Annotated in this window: 13 protein-coding genes; 5 read left to right on the top strand and 8 right to left on the bottom strand. The window is 61.2% G+C overall.

The window, feature by feature from the left end:
* Nucleotides 1–491: 491 nt before the first annotated feature.
* The 4 genes from ACZ3GY_RS02640 to ACZ3GY_RS02625 all read right to left on the bottom strand — a co-directional run bounded on the left by ACZ3GY_RS02640 (nucleotide 492) and on the right by ACZ3GY_RS02625 (nucleotide 4,076).
* Nucleotides 492–815 (bottom strand): hypothetical protein, encoded by a 324-nt coding sequence (locus tag ACZ3GY_RS02640; RefSeq protein ID WP_465908829.1) that lies wholly within the window; start codon nucleotides 813–815, stop codon nucleotides 492–494.
* Between the two features lie 128 nt (nucleotides 816–943).
* Nucleotides 944–1,333, bottom strand: a complete 390-nt coding sequence (locus ACZ3GY_RS02635) for a response regulator (RefSeq protein ID WP_463563801.1) — start codon at nucleotides 1,331–1,333, stop codon at nucleotides 944–946.
* 139 nt (nucleotides 1,334–1,472) lie between these two features.
* A complete protein-coding gene (locus tag ACZ3GY_RS02630; protein ID WP_465909219.1) occupies nucleotides 1,473–3,380 on the bottom strand; it encodes a methyl-accepting chemotaxis protein in 1,908 nt (635 codons plus the stop codon).
* Nucleotides 3,381–3,671: 291 nt separating this feature from the next.
* Nucleotides 3,672–4,076, bottom strand: a complete 405-nt coding sequence (locus tag ACZ3GY_RS02625; RefSeq protein WP_465908828.1) for a GFA family protein — start codon at nucleotides 4,074–4,076, stop codon at nucleotides 3,672–3,674.
* 98 nt (nucleotides 4,077–4,174) lie between these two features.
* On the opposite strand from ACZ3GY_RS02625, the gene ACZ3GY_RS02620 reads away from it, so the two are divergent.
* The 5 genes from ACZ3GY_RS02620 (at nucleotide 4,175) to ACZ3GY_RS02600 (ending at nucleotide 10,923) form a co-directional block, all read left to right on the top strand.
* Entirely contained in the window at nucleotides 4,175–5,089 is a 915-nt protein-coding gene (locus ACZ3GY_RS02620; protein ID WP_463563799.1) for an AEC family transporter, read from the top strand.
* Nucleotides 5,090–5,395: 306 nt separating this feature from the next.
* Nucleotides 5,396–6,700, top strand: a complete 1,305-nt coding sequence (locus ACZ3GY_RS02615; RefSeq protein ID WP_463563798.1) for a CitMHS family transporter — start codon at nucleotides 5,396–5,398, stop codon at nucleotides 6,698–6,700.
* A gap of 102 nt (nucleotides 6,701–6,802) precedes the next feature.
* A complete protein-coding gene (locus ACZ3GY_RS02610; RefSeq protein WP_465908827.1) occupies nucleotides 6,803–7,576 on the top strand; it encodes a TerC family protein in 774 nt (257 codons plus the stop codon).
* 312 nt (nucleotides 7,577–7,888) lie between these two features.
* On the top strand, nucleotides 7,889–9,532 hold the full coding sequence (locus tag ACZ3GY_RS02605) for a Na/Pi cotransporter family protein (RefSeq protein WP_465908826.1): 1,644 nt from the start codon (nucleotides 7,889–7,891) through the stop codon (nucleotides 9,530–9,532).
* Nucleotides 9,532–10,923 carry a M16 family metallopeptidase gene (locus ACZ3GY_RS02600; protein WP_465908825.1) on the top strand — a complete coding sequence of 464 codons (1,392 nt, stop codon included), beginning with the start codon at nucleotides 9,532–9,534 and terminating at the stop codon, nucleotides 10,921–10,923. Before ACZ3GY_RS02605 ends, ACZ3GY_RS02600 begins: the two co-directional genes overlap by 1 nt.
* 54 nt (nucleotides 10,924–10,977) lie before the next feature.
* Here the strand turns inward: ACZ3GY_RS02600 and ACZ3GY_RS02595 are convergent, their stop codons facing one another.
* From ACZ3GY_RS02595 to ACZ3GY_RS02580, 4 genes are all read right to left on the bottom strand, one after another.
* Nucleotides 10,978–12,153 carry an L-rhamnonate dehydratase gene (locus ACZ3GY_RS02595; protein ID WP_463563795.1) on the bottom strand — a complete coding sequence of 392 codons (1,176 nt, stop codon included), beginning with the start codon at nucleotides 12,151–12,153 and terminating at the stop codon, nucleotides 10,978–10,980.
* Nucleotides 12,154–12,667: 514 nt separating this feature from the next.
* Complete coding sequence (locus tag ACZ3GY_RS02590) at nucleotides 12,668–13,627, bottom strand: amidohydrolase family protein (RefSeq protein ID WP_463563794.1); 960 nt, start codon at nucleotides 13,625–13,627, stop codon at nucleotides 12,668–12,670.
* A gap of 1 nt (nucleotide 13,628) precedes the next feature.
* On the bottom strand, nucleotides 13,629–14,639 hold the full coding sequence (locus tag ACZ3GY_RS02585) for a TRAP transporter substrate-binding protein (protein WP_463563793.1): 1,011 nt from the start codon (nucleotides 14,637–14,639) through the stop codon (nucleotides 13,629–13,631).
* A 26-nt stretch (nucleotides 14,640–14,665) separates the two neighbouring features.
* Nucleotides 14,666–15,592 (bottom strand): YncE family protein, encoded by a 927-nt coding sequence (locus ACZ3GY_RS02580; protein ID WP_463563792.1) that lies wholly within the window; start codon nucleotides 15,590–15,592, stop codon nucleotides 14,666–14,668.
* Between the last annotated feature and the right edge of the window lie 30 nt (nucleotides 15,593–15,622).

The following is a 15,622-nucleotide window of genomic DNA, read 5'->3' as shown; positions in this document are numbered from 1 at the left end:
AATAAGAACACATCCGTACTTAAAGGATCGATAGACAAACGGCTGCTGACGCTAGCAGCTATCGGCCACAGTGATTAGTAGCGAAATACTGCAAAACCTAATGAGCGGGGCTCATGAATAGCCTACAAGTAACTGGACAGTGGTTATTCAGGTAATAACGGGGAGAGAAATTTCATTTTTTGACACATGAAGATGCAACTGCACTTTAAGTTCATCAGCGACTGATAAATTTTCTTCAGAGGCAAACTTGCCTATTCCAATCCAAACCAAGAGTTTCAGGCGACCCCGTATTTCCGGCCGAATGTTGAAGTGTTTATCAGGAGTGATTATCAAGTTTAGAAAGTTACTTGAAGTGACCTAACGCCTAGATGAAAAAACTATGGCGCTACGCACTCAGGAAGGGTTACACCAGCATGAAGCCAAGTAAGGTAAGGCAGTAATGCAGGCATCAAACAATCAGGGCTGTCTCGCAGCCCTGATGAGGCAGCAAGTTACACGTACGCCTGGCGAGCAGCACCGCGTGGCAGCCGGTTGCGACCGGGAATCTGTTCCAGCTTCTGCTGCCATGCGGCCCGCACGCTCAGCGCAGCTTTGGCCTCAGGTTGTTTGGCCGGCGCCTTGGCGGCGCGAGCAGCAGCACGTAGCTCGGCCAGGGTTGGCGTGCGGTTGGCTGCCGCGGCTGGGGTAGCCTCCTTTTCGAGCGAGCGAAGGCAGAGTTTGCAGGAAACCTGCGCCTGATCCTGAGTAGCGCTGAGGCTCGCACCAGTGCGGCCACAAGCGACAATATCCGGGGCAGGCGAGTAGTGAATGGCCAACGTGACATCTCCAGCAGTAAAACGGGGGCGGCGATTCTACCTATCCACCAACCTTTCTGTGCAGTCACCTGAGAGAAGTCTTGTGTAACGAGACAGCCGCGAGGCCTTGCAGCCGTTACTGGAAGCGATCAAACCGGCTGAATGCCGGCCTGGGGTGCTTTTTCAGCGGTCATCGCCGCGCATATGGCGAGGAGCTGATTGACCGTCCACGGTTTGGGGATCACCGCCACGTTCAAACCTTCGAAATCGGTCGTCCCTTCCAGGAAGCCGGAAGAGATGATGATCGGCATATCTGGGAAGCGATCGCGAATCAGGTGGGCGAGAAAGATACCGTCGATATCGCCAGGCATGCTGAAGTCGGTCAACACCATCTGTACCTGCCCGTCGCTGCTGGACAGGAACTCCCAGGCGTCGTCGGCACAGGGGAAAGCTTTCACCTGATGACCTTCGTCTTCGAAGATCTCCACGAGGAGCTCTCTGATCGAGCGTTCGTCTTCGGCTATGACTATCAGTGGCATCGCATGAACCCGGGCAGTAGGAGTCAGGCTCTGACCAGCGGCCATGAGCAAGATTTCATAAATATCCGCGCCCTGCCGACTGGCGGCAACAGCGCCAGCCATGACGCTGCCTGCAGGCCAGGCAGCGTCCGCACGACCGTCATCCCAGGCGGAAACGGTTCACCAGTTTCTGCTGGTGCTCGGCCAGCCGCGCCAGCTCCAGGCTGGTGGCTGCGGTCTGCTCGGCACCGGAGCTGACTTGGATGGCGACATCGTTGATCTCGACCACGTTACGGTTAATGTCCTCGGCGACCGCACTCTGCTCTTCGGCAGCCGTGGCGATCTGCATGTTGCGGTCGTTGATCCCGGCGACGCCGGCGGCGATATCGGCCAGCAGGTCACCTGCGCGCTCGATGTTGGCCGCACCTGCGCGCGCCTTGCCGAGGGTTTCCTCCATCGAATGCGTGGCGAGATCCGAGCCTTTCTGCAGATTGGCGATCATCTCCTGGATATTGCCGGTGGACTCCTGGGTCTTCTGCGCCAGGGTGCGGACTTCGGAGGCGACCACCGCGAAGCCGCGACCGTGATCGCCGGCCCTCGCCGCTTCAATGGCCGCGTTGAGGGCTAGCAGGTTGGTTTGATCGGCAATCCCGCGGATCACGTCGAGCACGCCAGAGATCGAATCACTTTCCTGTTTCAGATCGCCGATTATCCGCGCGGTCTCATCCGCTTGAGTGGACAGTTCGCGGATGACCTCCACGGTACGCTCGATTTCCTGGCGGCCCTGAGTGGTACTGAGGTTCACCTGACGGGACATTTGCGCAGCGTCGCTGGTGCTCTGCGCCACGTCGCGAACCGTCGCGCTCATCTCGTTGATGGCGGTCACCACCAACTCGGTGCCTTGGCGCTGACGCTCCAGGCTGTTGCTGGTCTGCAGGGTCACCGCTGAGGACTCTTCAGCTGCGGTGGCCACCTGGGCGGTGGCGGAGCCAATCTCGCGCACGATCTGCGCCAGCTCTTCAGCCATGCGGTTGAGGTTACGGGTTATTTCGCCGAATTCGTCTTTGCCCTGATAGGTCGAGCGTGCGGTCAAGTCTCGCTGGGAAAGGGCCAGTAGCGCGGTGTTCGCCTCGCGCACGGCGAAGTTGATGTTGCTGATGATCAAGTAGGACAGCACGGTCACCACCGCCAGCGCGGCCATCACACCGATCACCGTCATCCACAGCACGCCAGCGGCCTTGTCACGCGCCTGGGCGGCCAGGATGCCGACCCTCTGACCCAGCTCGGTCTCCACTTCGCCCATCAGGTCAATGCGGCTGGTGGAAGTCTGGAACCAGTCGGTAGCCTTGACGCCCAGCGACTGACCAAGCGGTGTGTCGAAGGCCAGCTTCTGCAACCGGGCGACTTCCACGGCACTGGGCTGCTGCATCTTCTCGTCGAGCTTGCGTACGAAATCCGCCGAGGCGTTGCGGCGGAAGCCTTCGGAGTAAGCAGTGAACTCGCCCAGGTTGCGGCTGAAGGTGGAGAGCAGATCGGCGTCGAAACGATCCTGGTTGAACACCACGCCGAGCATGGCGCGCTCACGCCCGGCCCGCTCCTTCATCTCGATGAACTGGGTGAGCGACGACAGTACGCGGGCCAGCGATGGATCGTCGACGCTGCGCTCGAGGCCGTGGGTGTAGCCGATCAGCGTGCGGATGATCGCGGTATAACGCGCCCCCGACTCACGGTTGTCGATCGCCAGTTTGTCGATCTGCCCGCGAGTCGCATCCAGGCCGCTCAACGCGGCAAGGGCTTCGTCGAGCTGATCAGCCGCGCTGCCGGACAGCGCGCGCACTTCGCCCAGCGCCGTGTCGGTCTGCCCACGCATGCGCAGCAAGACGTCCTGCATATTTTTGCCCTGGCTACCCAGAAAAATCCCGCTGGCGCCCCGCTCGCGTTGCAGCACGGTAATCAACTGACTGACTTTCTGAGCGGCGGCGCTGGCCTCCTGGGTTCGATCCATCTCCTGCAAGGTCTGGTAACTGCTGGTGACCTGCAAGGCAGCAAGCCAGAGAAACCCAAACAGCGGGCACGCGAGTATCAGTAAGAGCTTGCGACTCAACGGGATATTTCTGAGCACGGGGTATCACCTATTCCATGGACTTCGGCAGATTCAATTACCAAGGGAAAAAGATTGTCTGTCGTCGTGCTTATGTACTGCGGCACGTTAAACAGCGAAAGCGCATCCATATGCGGCACGAAGGCATGTCAAGGGACGACTCTTGATCGGCCCAAAGCGAGCATTCTTTAGGGAAAACCAGACAAAGAGGAGGCTTACGCGCTACGGCGACCGTCACTTGGTTGGCCTAGAGGCAAGCTAGTCAATCCGCTCCTGCCGCTCTTCCGGCAAGTGCGTATCCACCTGCAGCCAGGGCAATCGGCTCTGGATCCAGATATGCCGATTCGCAGGCGCCTGTTCCGGGTGATCCAGCGTCGCGATGGTCACATCCATCGACTGCGGACTCAGGGTGGTGAGTAAAGCCAAATGCGCACCACAGGTTGGGCAGAAATACCGTGTGCAGGTCGCTGACGAGGCGTAGCGCGCGGGCTCGCCCTGCAGCCAGGTGAAGTGCTGTAGCGGCACGGTGATCCAGGTGACCAGAATGCCGCCGGTGCTGCGCCGACAGATCGAGCAGTGGCAATGGGCGATATCGCTCAAAGGCGCCTGGAACTGATAACGCAATGCGCCACATTGGCAGCCACCGCTATGTAGATCGCTCATCGTTCTCTCCTGAAGCCTGTTGATATCCAGCTCGCATCTGGCTTGCCTGATCGTGCGGCACTGGCGAAGATGCACGCTCACCACCACCGGGGGCTCCCGTGACCGAACTGCTTCTGGCCCTCTGGCCACTCTTCGCACTGATCGTTGCCGGTTATGAACTGCGCCGTCGCGGTTTTCCCAGTGAAGCCTTTTGGCCCGGGGCCGAACGCCTCAATTACTTCATTCTATTCCCCGCCCTGCTGTTCAACAGCCTGGCCACTGCGCCGCTGGACAACCCGCAGTTACCCAGGCTGGCGTTGGCCGTGCTGCTTGGTCTGGGCATAGCCTGGCTGGCACTGCTGATCGTACGCCGCCTGCGCGGCTGGCCGGCGTCGCGCTTCGGTGCTTTCAGCCAGGGCATTCTGCGTTTCAACACCTATCTGGGTCTGGCGGCGGTGGGCAGTTTGTTTGGCCAGCCAGGCTTGACCCTGGCCGCGCTGATGCTGGCGTTGATGGTGCCGACGGTCAATGTGCTGTCGGTGTGGTCGCTGACCGCCGAGCGTGGCGTCAGCGCACGCGGCCTGCTACTGCCGATCATCCGCAACCCGCTGATCCTCGCCTGTTTCGCTGGCGCCCTGGTCAATCTCAGCGGCCTCGGTTTGCCGGGCGGCAGTGGCCGCCTGCTCAGCCTGCTCGCCGCCGCCAGCCTGCCGCTGGGTTTGCTGTGCGTTGGCGCGGCACTCAAGCCGGAGCAACTGGGTGGCGAAATCCCCGCCTTGACCTGGAATAGCCTGCTGCGCCTGCTACTGATGCCGCTGCTGGCATTCTCCGTCGCTTACGCGCTGCAACTACCGGTGATGGAGAGCACCGTACTGGTACTGTTCTTCGCCCTGCCCACCGCACCGACCGCTTATGTGCTGACTCGCCAGTTGGGCGGCGATGCCAACCTGATGGCCGGCATCATCACGCTGCAACATCTACTCGCCGCGGCCTCCCTGGTCGCCACGCTCTATCTACTCGAGCGAATGCTGTAGCCCACGGCTGGCGGGGCTCACGGGCCCGCGCCGGTTTATCTAGCCGCGGCGAAACATCCAGCAATTATCTGAGTTCGGCGAAAGCTGGCTGAAAGCTTTGTGCTCTAGCATCCGCTCACTGACCGACATAGATCGGTCGATGAGCTGCCGCCAGAGAGGCCCGCAGCTGCCGTCAACAAGAATAAAACAGGTAATTAACCATGCTCCGCCCTCGCTCTCCACGTCTTCTCCACCCCCTCCGTTCGCCTCGTCGCTAACGCTGACCGCCTTTTCGCACCGTAGCCGAATCACGTCCGGAGAATCTCCATGCTGACTTTCCTTGGCTTTGCCATGGTTTCGACTTTCATGTACCTGATCATGAGCAAACGCCTGTCGGCGCTCATCGCTCTGATCATCATCCCGATCATCTTCGCCCTGATCGGTGGCTTCGCCCCCCAGATCGGCCCGATGATGCTCGAAGGCATCAGCAAGCTCGCGCCTACCGGCGTGATGCTGATGTTCGCCATCCTCTACTTCGCCATCATGATCGACTCGGGCCTGTTCGATCCGCCCGTGCGCCTGATCCTCAAGCTGGTCAAGGGTGACCCGCTGAAGGTCGCTGTCGGTACCGTGGCCCTGGCGCTGATCGTTTCCCTGGACGGCGACGGCTCGACCACCTACATGATCTGCGTAGGCGCCATGCTGCCGCTGTACAGCCGTCTGAAGATGAGCCCGACCATCATGGCCGGCCTGATCATCATGGCCGGCGGCATCATGAACATGACCCCGTGGGGCGGCCCGACCGCTCGCGCAGCCAGCGCCCTGCACGTCGACCCATCGGACGTCTTCGTGCCGATGATTCCGGGCATGATCGTTGGTGCCATCGTGCTGTTCGGCGTGGCTTACTACTATGGTCTGCGTGAACGCAAGCGCCTGGGCGTGCTGCAACTGCCGGAAGGCAAGATCACCCAGGACGAGATCAGCGTTTCGCAGTTCCCGGAAGCTCGTCGTCCGAAGCTGATTCTGATCAACGCCCTCCTCACCGTGATTCTGATGACCACGCTGATCGCCGGCCTGCTGCCGATGCCCGTGCTGTTCATGATCGCCTTCAGCATCGCGATGATCATCAACTACCCGTGCCTGCAGCAGCAGAAGGATCGTATCTCTGCCCACGCCGGCAACGTCCTGGCGGTAGTCGGCCTGATCTTCGCCGCGGGCATCTTCACAGGCATCCTCACCGGTACCGGCATGGTCGACGCCATGTCGAAAAGCCTGCTGGCCGTGATCCCCGATGCAATGGGCCCACACCTGGCGGTGATCACCGCACTGGTGAGCCTGCCGTTCACCTTCTTCATGTCCAACGACGCCTTCTATTACGGCATCCTGCCGGTGCTCAACCAGGCGGCGTCGGGCTACGGCATCAGCGCCGTGGAGATGGCCCGGGCGTCGATCGTTGGCCAGCCGGTGCACTTGCTCAGCCCGCTGGTACCGTCGACCTATCTGTTGATCGGCCTGGCGAAGATCGAATTCGGTGATCTGCAGCGCTTCACCCTGAAATGGGCGGTACTGATCTGCATGGCCATCCTGGCTGCAGCCCTAGTACTGGGTGTGTTTCCGCTATTCGGTAGCTGATCCGCACACATTTTGACGAAATCTTCACACGACTGGCGCTAAAATTCGGCACCCTGGCCGCGTTTTCGCGCCAGTCGTCCACTCACTCGCAAGGAACATCTAATGGAATGGCTGACCAACCCGGAAATCTGGGTTGCCTTCTTGACTCTGACTGCCCTGGAAATCGTTCTGGGCATCGACAACATCATCATGATCGCCATTCTGGTCAGCCGCATGCCGCAGCACCTGCAAGCGCGTACCCGCTTCTTCGGCCTGGCCCTGGCGATGGTCACGCGGATCCTGTTGCTGCTCTCGATCACCTGGATCATGCGTCTGACCGCGGATCTGTTCTTCATCTTCGGCCAGGGCATTTCCGGCCGTGACCTGATCCTGTTCTTCGGTGGCCTGTTCCTGCTCTGGAAGAGCAGCAGCGAGATCTATCACAGCCTGGAAGGCGAAGAAGAGAACATGGAGGCGCCCAAGGGCGCGGCCAAGCACTTCATCGGCACCATCATTCAGATCGCCATCATCGACATCGTGTTCTCGCTGGACTCGGTGATCACCGCCGTCGGCATGGTTTCCCATGTACCGGTCATGGTTGCCGCCATCGTCGTTGCCGTCATCGTGATGATGATCTGCGCCGGCACCATTAGCGACTTCATCGAGAAACACCCGAGCCTGAAGATTCTCGCCCTGTCGTTCCTCATCGTGGTCGGTACCGTGCTGATCGCCGAGAGCTTCGAAGTCCACGTACCGAAAGGTTACGTCTACTTCGCCATGGCCTTCTCGCTGGGTGTCGAAGCGTTGAACATCCGCCTGCGTGGCGCCCGTCGTCGCGCAGAAGGCAAAGACGACGTAGACCCGGTGAAACTGCGCAAGGACGTTCCTGGGCAGTAATAGCGACAGCTAAAAACAACGGGGCCTAATCAGGCCCCGTTTTTTATGGGCGCGCAGAACATTCACGGCTCAATCTCCTCGAACTCTCCTACCCCAGACCTCTCCAACCCGCATGTAACCCTAGGCCGACCCTCGCTCGGCGTGCCCGTCGTCTACTCGCAGAATTGGCACACAAGGCGAACGACGGCTACAGCTCATTTATGTGGGTGCGCACAAGCACAGCCACACTCGATGTGACTGACTTTTGTAATCCCCCGTCACCGGCAGTATCCCAAGTATCGGGATCGAATCTGCGTATCAGGGAGATGCGTGATGTTGACTCTGCTCAATCTGCTTTCCGCCATTGCCCTGCTGATCTGGGGCACGCATATCGTGCGTACCGGCATCCTGCGGGTGTACGGCTCGCAGTTGCGTCGCGTGCTCAGCCACAACGTCGGCAAACGGCCCATGGCGTTCGTCGCCGGTATCGCTGTGACCGCGCTGGTGCAAAGCAGCAACGCCACGGCGCTGCTGGTCACCTCGTTCGTCGGCCAAGGGCTGATGGCGCTGACCCCGGCGCTGGCGATCATGCTTGGTGCCGACGTCGGTACTGCCTTGATGGCGCGGGTGCTGACCTTCGACCTCAGCTGGCTGTCGCCGCTGCTGATCTTCCTCGGCGTGGTGTTCTTCCTGTCCCGCAAACAGACCCGTGCTGGCCAGCTCGGCCGCGTGGCCATCGGCCTGGGCCTGATGATCCTGGCGCTGCAACTTATCGTCGCCGCCGCCACGCCGATTACCGAAGCCAAGGGCATTCACGTACTGTTCGCCTCGCTCACCGGCGATCTGCTGCTCGACGCCGTGGTCGGTGCACTGTTCGCGCTGATTTCCTACTCGAGCCTGGCCGCGGTGCTGCTCACCGCGACGCTGACCGGCGCCGGGGTAATCGGCCTGCCGGTGGCTATCGGTCTGGTGATCGGTGCCAATATCGGCAGCGGCGTGCTGGCCTTTCTCAACGCCAGCATGCAGAGCCAGGCCGGGCGTCGCGTGGCCCTGGGCAGCCTGCTCTACAAGCTGATCGGCCTGCTGCTGGTGATTCCGGTACTCGACCCACTGGTGCACTGGCTGGACAGCCTCAAATGGCATCCGGCGGAATTGGTCATCGGCTTTCACGTGCTCTACAACAGCCTGCGTTGCGTGCTGATGCTGCCAACCCTCGGTCTCATGGCGCGTTTTTGCAACTGGCTGCTGCCGGATCGCCCGGATATCAACGCCGTCGCCAAGGCTCGCCACCTCGACCCCACGGCACTGTCCACGCCGAGCCTGGCGCTGTCCAATGCGGTACGTGAAACCCTGCGCATCGGTGATCTGGTCGACAGCATGCTCGGCCACCTGCTCGATGCCCTGCGTGGCAGCCAGCCGATTCTCGGCAAGGATCTGCGCCGTATCGACGACGATATCGATGCACTTTACACCGCGGTGAAGCTGTACCTGGCCCAGGTGCAGAGAGAGGAACTGAGCGAGCACGACAGCCGCCGCTGGGCGGAGATCATCGAGTTCTCGTCGAACCTGGAGCGGGCCGGCGACATCATCGAACGCATGCTCGGCAAGATTCAGGACGAGAAGACCTCGCAGCGCCACGCCTTCTCGGAAAGCGGCCTGGGGGAACTCACCGAACTGCACGAACGCCTGCTGGGCAACCTGCGTCTGGGCCTGTCGGTATTCTTTTCCGCTGATGCCGATGCCGCTCGCCAATTGCTGCGCGAGAAGCGGCGCTTCCGCATCCAGGAGCGCCGGCTGACCCATTTACATGTCGAACGTCTACACAAGCAGGTGGTCAAGAGTCTGGAAACCAGCTCTCTCCACCTGGAACTGATCGACGACATGAAACGCCTCAATTCGCTGTTCTGCGCAAGTGCTTACGCCGTACTCGGCAGCCATGAAACCGGTGCCTTGCTCGCCGAAGAAGGTGGCGAGTAGTGCTTTCCACCGGCCGCACGCTGACGCTGCTGCTGAGCCTGTTGCTGTGCAGCCACCTCCTGGCGGCGGATCGCCTCAAGGTGGAAGGCTACCCGCTGGACAACGGCCTGCAACTGATCCTCAAGCCCACCAGCGAACGCGGCCATGTGTCCATCCGCCTGGCGGTCGGCGTCGGCTTCGATCAGTTCGACTGCCGCCACAAGGAGCTGCCGCACCTGCTCGAACATCTGCTGTTCAGCGGTATCGACGACAGCGGCGAAGCTGGGCTGGAAGAGCGCATGCAGGCCTTGGGTGGTGACTGGAACGCCTACACCCGCGACAGCGACACCACCTTCGTGCTCGAAGTACCGGCAGCCAATCAGCGCGCCGCCCTCGATCTGCTGCTCTCGGCGCTGTTCAACACCGAGCTGAACCAAGCGCGCATCGACGCCGCCAAGGGCGTCATCGCCCACGAGAATGGCGAACACCCTGCTGCCTGGCAGCGCCTGTTCGGCAGCTCCGGCAGCGCGGATGACGCCACCGCGCAGCTGGCTGCAGAACTGGGCCTGGCCTGCGCCGAGCCGGACAACCTGGAGCATCTGACGGCCGATGCCCTGGAGCGCCTGCGCAGCGAGTGGTACGTCGCCAACAACATGACCCTGATCATGGTCGGTGATCTGGATCGCCGCCTGCCCGCCTACCTCGAACGGCGCTTCGGCGAATTGCCGCCCGGCCCCATGCCCGAGCTACGCGAACTGCCGGAAAGCACCGGCAAGGCCGAGCCCGACCGTACGCTGGTCAATGGCCTGGTCGGTGAAACCGCCAAGGTGCATCTGATCTTCGCCGAACCCTTCGTCGGCGAGCTTGACCACGGCACCTGGCAGTTGCTGCGCGACTACCTGCAATGGGCGGTGTATCGCGATCTGCGTCTTGAACACGGCCTGGCCTATGGGCCGAGCGTCGAACGCAGTGCCTATGCCAGCAGCAGCTTCTTCAGCATCAACGCCGAGGTGGCGCGCGGCGATGTCGAGCAAACTCTACAGCGTCTGCACGACCTGTTGCACAGGCTCGCCAGAGACGGCCTGGATGACGCAACCGTCGAGCGCCTGCGCAACGTCGCCCTCGCCCGCCAGAGCTGGACGGCCCAGGGCAACAGCGCCCTCGCCGACACGTACTGGAATTTGTTGGCTGACTACGAGGAGGGTCGCTTCGCCGATCACTCCAAGGAACTGCGCCAGATTCACACTGCACAGCTAGACGCGGCGCTGAACCTGCTACTCAAACAGCCCACCTATCAACGGGTGGAGAAACCGCTGCTCGGCACCACGGGCCTGTACGTGAGCGCCGCTGCTGTGGCATTGCTGCTGTTGCTGGCCGTTATCGGGCTATTCGGGCTGTTGCGCCGACGCTAATGAAAAGCCCCGGTCAGACCGGGGCTTTGATGTTGCGAAAGGCGCAGCCAACCATCACTCGATGATGTTGAACTCGCTCAGGTACTCGGTGGAGATTTCCAGGCCCAGGCCCGGCTTGTTGTCGTCCAACTGGATGTAGCCGTTGACCGGCGCCGGCTCGCCCTTGAACACGTAGTAGAAGAGTTCGTTGCCGACCTCGACATCGAACACCGGGAAGAACTCGGCCATCGGTGAAGCGGTGGTCGACATGGTCAGATGGTAGTTGTGCATCTGCCCGGCGTGAGGAATGACCGGCACCGACCAGGCTTCGGCCATGGCGTTGATTTTGCGCGCTGCGGTGATGCCGCCGACGCGGTTGGTGTCGTACTGAATCACGTCCACGGCACGGCGCTCGAGCATGTCCTTGAAGCCATACGAGGTGAACTCGTGCTCGCCGCCGGAGATCGGCATGATGCCCATCTTCTTCAGTTCGATGTAGCCTTCCAGGTCATCGGCGATCACCGGTTCTTCCAGCCAGCGCGGCTCGAACTCGGCGAGTTTCGGCAGCATGCGCCGGGCGTATTCCAGGGTCCAGCCCATGTAGCACTCGAGCATGATGTCGATATCCGGGCCAGCCAGCTCACGCAACGCGCGCACCTGCTCGATATTACGGCGCATACCCGCCGGGCCGTCTTTAGGGCCGTAACCGAAGCGCATCTTCAGTGCGGTGAAGCCCTGGTCGAGATAACCCTGAGCTTCCTCGAGGAACAGGTCGAGGTTGTCGTTGGCGTAGAGTTTCGACGCGTAGGTCCAGATTTTTTCCTTGGTACGCCCGCCAAGCAGCTTGAAGACCGGCTTGCCCACCGCCTTGCCCATGATGTCCCAGATGGCGATATCAATCGCCGAGATCGCTGCCATGCCGATGCCCTTGCGGCCCCAAGCGTGGCTCTGACGGTACATTTTCTGCCAGATGTATTCGTTGTCGAAGGGGTCTTCACCGATGGCGATGGGTGCCAGGTAGGTGTCGATGATTTCCTTGGCCACACGCGGTGCCAGGGCGCAGTTACCGATGCCGACGATGCCGGTGTCGGTCTCCACTTCCACCACCAGCCAACCATGGAAACGGAACGAGCCCATGGCATCGCCGCGCTCGAAGAGAATATCGCTGGCATTGGTGCAGAAGTGGGCCTGCGGCGGTACCACCTTGCCTTTCCATTCGAAGACGCGGGTACGGATAGATTTTATTTTCATGTTCACAGCTCCTTTCACTACGTATTGGCGGTCAGCCGACATGCGCTGTGTTCAGCGGCACGGCTAGGGTGGTTGAGGGACGATTGGATCGGTGGATCAGAAGGGACAGGAGCCGCACGCAGCGTTTGGCGATGGACGAGGACAGTGCCTCGACCGTTATTCTTGTTGTCATGGTCAGCTCCTTCTTTGCCTGTCATCACCTTGCGAGGACTCAAGGCGGGCTTCTTATTGGTTTATCGCGACAGCCATCGCTGCCTATTGCCGCCGACTCTAGCCAGAGCGTTTGGCGGCGGATAATCACTTATGCGCATTCAGTGATAACCACAGGAAATGCCTTGAACGAAAAAAGCCATCTGCGCGTTATCGGGCAGCCGCATCCGGCAAAGCGTCACCGGGGCGGTAGATGAAACGTCGGGCAAACGCCTCCCCCTCGGGCCAATGAACCGATGCTGAGTACCTGTGAAATATCAGGTGATAGACGCTCGCCAGCGACTACGGGATGCCACTGATAGGGCTAGCCCTCCAGGGCGATCCGGTAGAAATCCCTGGCGTTACGCCAGAAAAAGGCATCGCGCTGCGCGCTGTCATATCCCTCCAGCACCGTGCTCATCGCGGTGACCAGGTCGCCGTAACCGATGCGCAAACCGGCCACTGGGTAGTTGCTGGCAAACAGGCAACGCTCGATGCCGAACATCGACAAGGTTTCCTCGATCACGCCGCGGTTGCTCTGCAGCGTCCACGGTTCATCACGTAGGCCGAGCTCGGAAATCTTGACGCTGACATTCGGCTGCGCCGCCAGAGCCTGCATGCCGGTGCGCCAACCTTCGAGCCCGGCCGCGCTGCGATCCCAGGGGAAGCCCATGTGGTTGAGCACGATGGGCACCTCGGGAAAGGCAGCGGCGACCTGCGCCGCTTCCTGCAGGTGCCAGTACGGCACACGCAAATCCCAGGACAGACCGTGCTTGGCCAACAAGGCAAAGCCCCGTAGCCAGTCGTCGTCCTGCATGCTGCCGGCCTGGCCGCGCACGCTGGAGGCCAGTTCGGGGCGCGAGGCCGTCACCGGCTTGCTGCGAATACCGCGCAGCAGCGGGTATTGCAGATGTCGGCCAAGGATGTCCTCGCAGTCCGGGCGGTGGAACCAGACATGGGCCACCACCGCATTGGGAAAGCCGTAGCGCGCATGCTGCTCGTGCACCCAACGGGTTTCCGCCACCTGATCGGCACGCTCGTGCTCGGCTTCGCAATGCACCGTGGCGAGCACCCGCTGCCCAGCGCTGTCGGCCAGATAATCCTCTGGCAGATAGTTGCGACGCAGGGGCGCGTAGTCGCCGAGAAAGAAGCCCTGATCGACGTCGTCCTGCAGCCAGGGATAGCGATGGGTATCGAGGTTCCACAGGTGGTGGTGGGCATCGATCAATCGCTGCCCGTCGGCTGCATGGGGCAGACCGAGACGCTGATGCAGGCACTCGGACATTTCAGTTGGCCTCGCGCAAGCGCTGCAATTCGGCCTGCCAGGCGCTGACGAAATCGGCGTCGATGCTGCCACGCACCTGCTCGGTGACGATCTTCGCCTGATCGACGAAGCGCTGGCGCTGTTCATTGCTGAGGGCATTGACCTGCATGCCCGACGCCTTCAACTCGGCGAGCTTCTCACTGTTGGCCTGACGGGCCAGTTGGCGCTGCTCGCTGCGCGCCTGCTCGGCGGCCTTGCGCACCTGCGCCTGCTGCGCGTCATCCAGAGAGTCCCAGGTCTTCTTGCTCATCAGCAGCACGTAGGCGGTATAGATGTGCTCGCTGAGGGTCAGGTACTTCTGCACCTCGTTGTAGCGCTGGGTGGCGATCAGCGAGATAGGGTTCTCCTGGCCGTCGATGGCATGCATTTCCAGAGCACCGAACACCTCGTTGATCGGCATCGGCTGGGCGTTGGCCCCCAGGTGATCAAAGAAGGTACGGAAAATCGGGCTCTGCACGGTGCGAATTTTCAAGCCTTTGAGGTCTTCCCACTTTTCGATAGGCCGCTTGCTGTTGGTCAGGTTACGAAACCCGATCTCCCAGAAGCCCAGGCCCACCAGGCCCTTTTCTTCCAGCTTGGCGAGCAGTTGCTGGCCCATCGGCCCGTCGAGCATGGCATCCACTTCGGCAGTGGAGTTGAACTGGTAGGGCAGATCCAGCACGCCAAAATCCTTGACCAGCCCGACCAGTGTCGGCGCCCCCACCAGGGCGAATTCGACGGTGCCCGCTGGCAGTGCGCCGAGCATCTGCACATCGTTGCCGATCATCGCCGAAGGGAACACCTTGACGCTCAACGCCCCAGCGCTTTCGGCCTTCAGGTGCTCGGCGAACAGCTTGGCACCCTGAGGCCCGGGGGCGTCGATGGGGTCACCGGCGCTGAGCTTGAACGTGCGCTCCTGCGCCTGGGCGGCAACGCCTGGCAGCAACAGGGCCAGGCTAAGGGCGGCGACACCGCGAATGAACAGATTACTCATGAGTACTCTCCGATGATGACGGGAATTCAGCGCACGATGACCTGAGACACATCTGGCTCGAGCAGGGTGTGGAAGTAGCGCTGGAAGGTGAAGGTCTGCAGATCCAGCATGCCGACACGCTGATCCTTGAGGGTGACGAAGGCCAGGTCGCGGGTCGGGTGCAGGCTCATGGCGATGGCGTGGGTATCCAGCTCGATGCGGTGGATTTGCTCCAGTGCGGTGTTGAATACCGAGATCGAATGCTCCGCGTAGTTGGTCACGTAGAGGCGATCCTGGCGGTCACGGTAGATACGTGTCGGGTCGGCACCAGTGCGTCCGCGATGGGTCACTTCGAGCGTCTCCACATCCACGGCGACGATGCTGTTGTCACCACGGGTGGCGACGTACAACGTGCGCTCGTCACGGCTGAAGCAGTTGCCTTCGGGCATGCTGCCCGGCTGCAGAGGCACAGGCGCAACGGTCGGATCTTGGGGCTTGAGACGGGTGATGGTGTTGCTCAGCAGGTTGAGGGCGAAGGCGGTCTCACCACTACGGTTGAGGGCAACCAGATGGCTCTTGTAACCGCCGGACGGAATCGCCCGATCCGGCACGTCCTTGATATGCGGCTGATCGAAGATCAGCAGGGTCGAGTCGCCCTCGCTGAGCACATAGAGACGATCCTGATCATCCATCGCCAAACCATGGGGGCGACGGAACGGCCAGATGCTCAGGGTGCGCACGTGCTCGCCGCGCTCCAGGTCGATGACGAACACCGAGCAGCCGCCCTCGCCTTCATGGCTGGAAGTTTCGATACCGTAGTGGCCGACATAGGCGAAGCGGTTCTTGGAATCCACCACAAATTCGTGGGGGAAATCCGGCAGGCGGATGTGCTTGATCGCATCGCCGGTCGATACGTCGTAGAAGCTGAAGGTGTGCGCGCATTTCTGCACCAGAAGAAGAATTTCCTGACTCATCGTGTCGATTCCTAAAGGCGGCGCCAAGGC

This window comes from Pseudomonas sp. PME37.24/006 (assembly GCF_055556635.1).
Note: the sequence above shows the minus strand (reverse complement) of the source record. Positions and strands in the feature narration are given on the sequence as shown.

Coding starts and splice junctions, on each gene's coding strand:
- ACZ3GY_RS02610 (WP_465908827.1), top strand. CDS start 6,803: ATGGAATGGCTGACCAACCCGGAAATCTGGGTTGCCTTCTTGACTCTG.
- ACZ3GY_RS02590 (WP_463563794.1), bottom strand. CDS start 13,627: ATGTCCGAGTGCCTGCATCAGCGTCTCGGTCTGCCCCATGCAGCCGAC.
- ACZ3GY_RS02625 (WP_465908828.1), bottom strand. CDS start 4,076: ATGAGCGATCTACATAGCGGTGGCTGCCAATGTGGCGCATTGCGTTAT.
- ACZ3GY_RS02585 (WP_463563793.1), bottom strand. CDS start 14,639: ATGAGTAATCTGTTCATTCGCGGTGTCGCCGCCCTTAGCCTGGCCCTG.
- ACZ3GY_RS02615 (WP_463563798.1), top strand. CDS start 5,396: ATGCTGACTTTCCTTGGCTTTGCCATGGTTTCGACTTTCATGTACCTG.
- ACZ3GY_RS02605 (WP_465908826.1), top strand. CDS start 7,889: ATGTTGACTCTGCTCAATCTGCTTTCCGCCATTGCCCTGCTGATCTGG.
- ACZ3GY_RS02580 (WP_463563792.1), bottom strand. CDS start 15,592: ATGAGTCAGGAAATTCTTCTTCTGGTGCAGAAATGCGCGCACACCTTC.
- ACZ3GY_RS02595 (WP_463563795.1), bottom strand. CDS start 12,153: ATGAAAATAAAATCTATCCGTACCCGCGTCTTCGAATGGAAAGGCAAG.
- ACZ3GY_RS02635 (WP_463563801.1), bottom strand. CDS start 1,333: ATGCCACTGATAGTCATAGCCGAAGACGAACGCTCGATCAGAGAGCTC.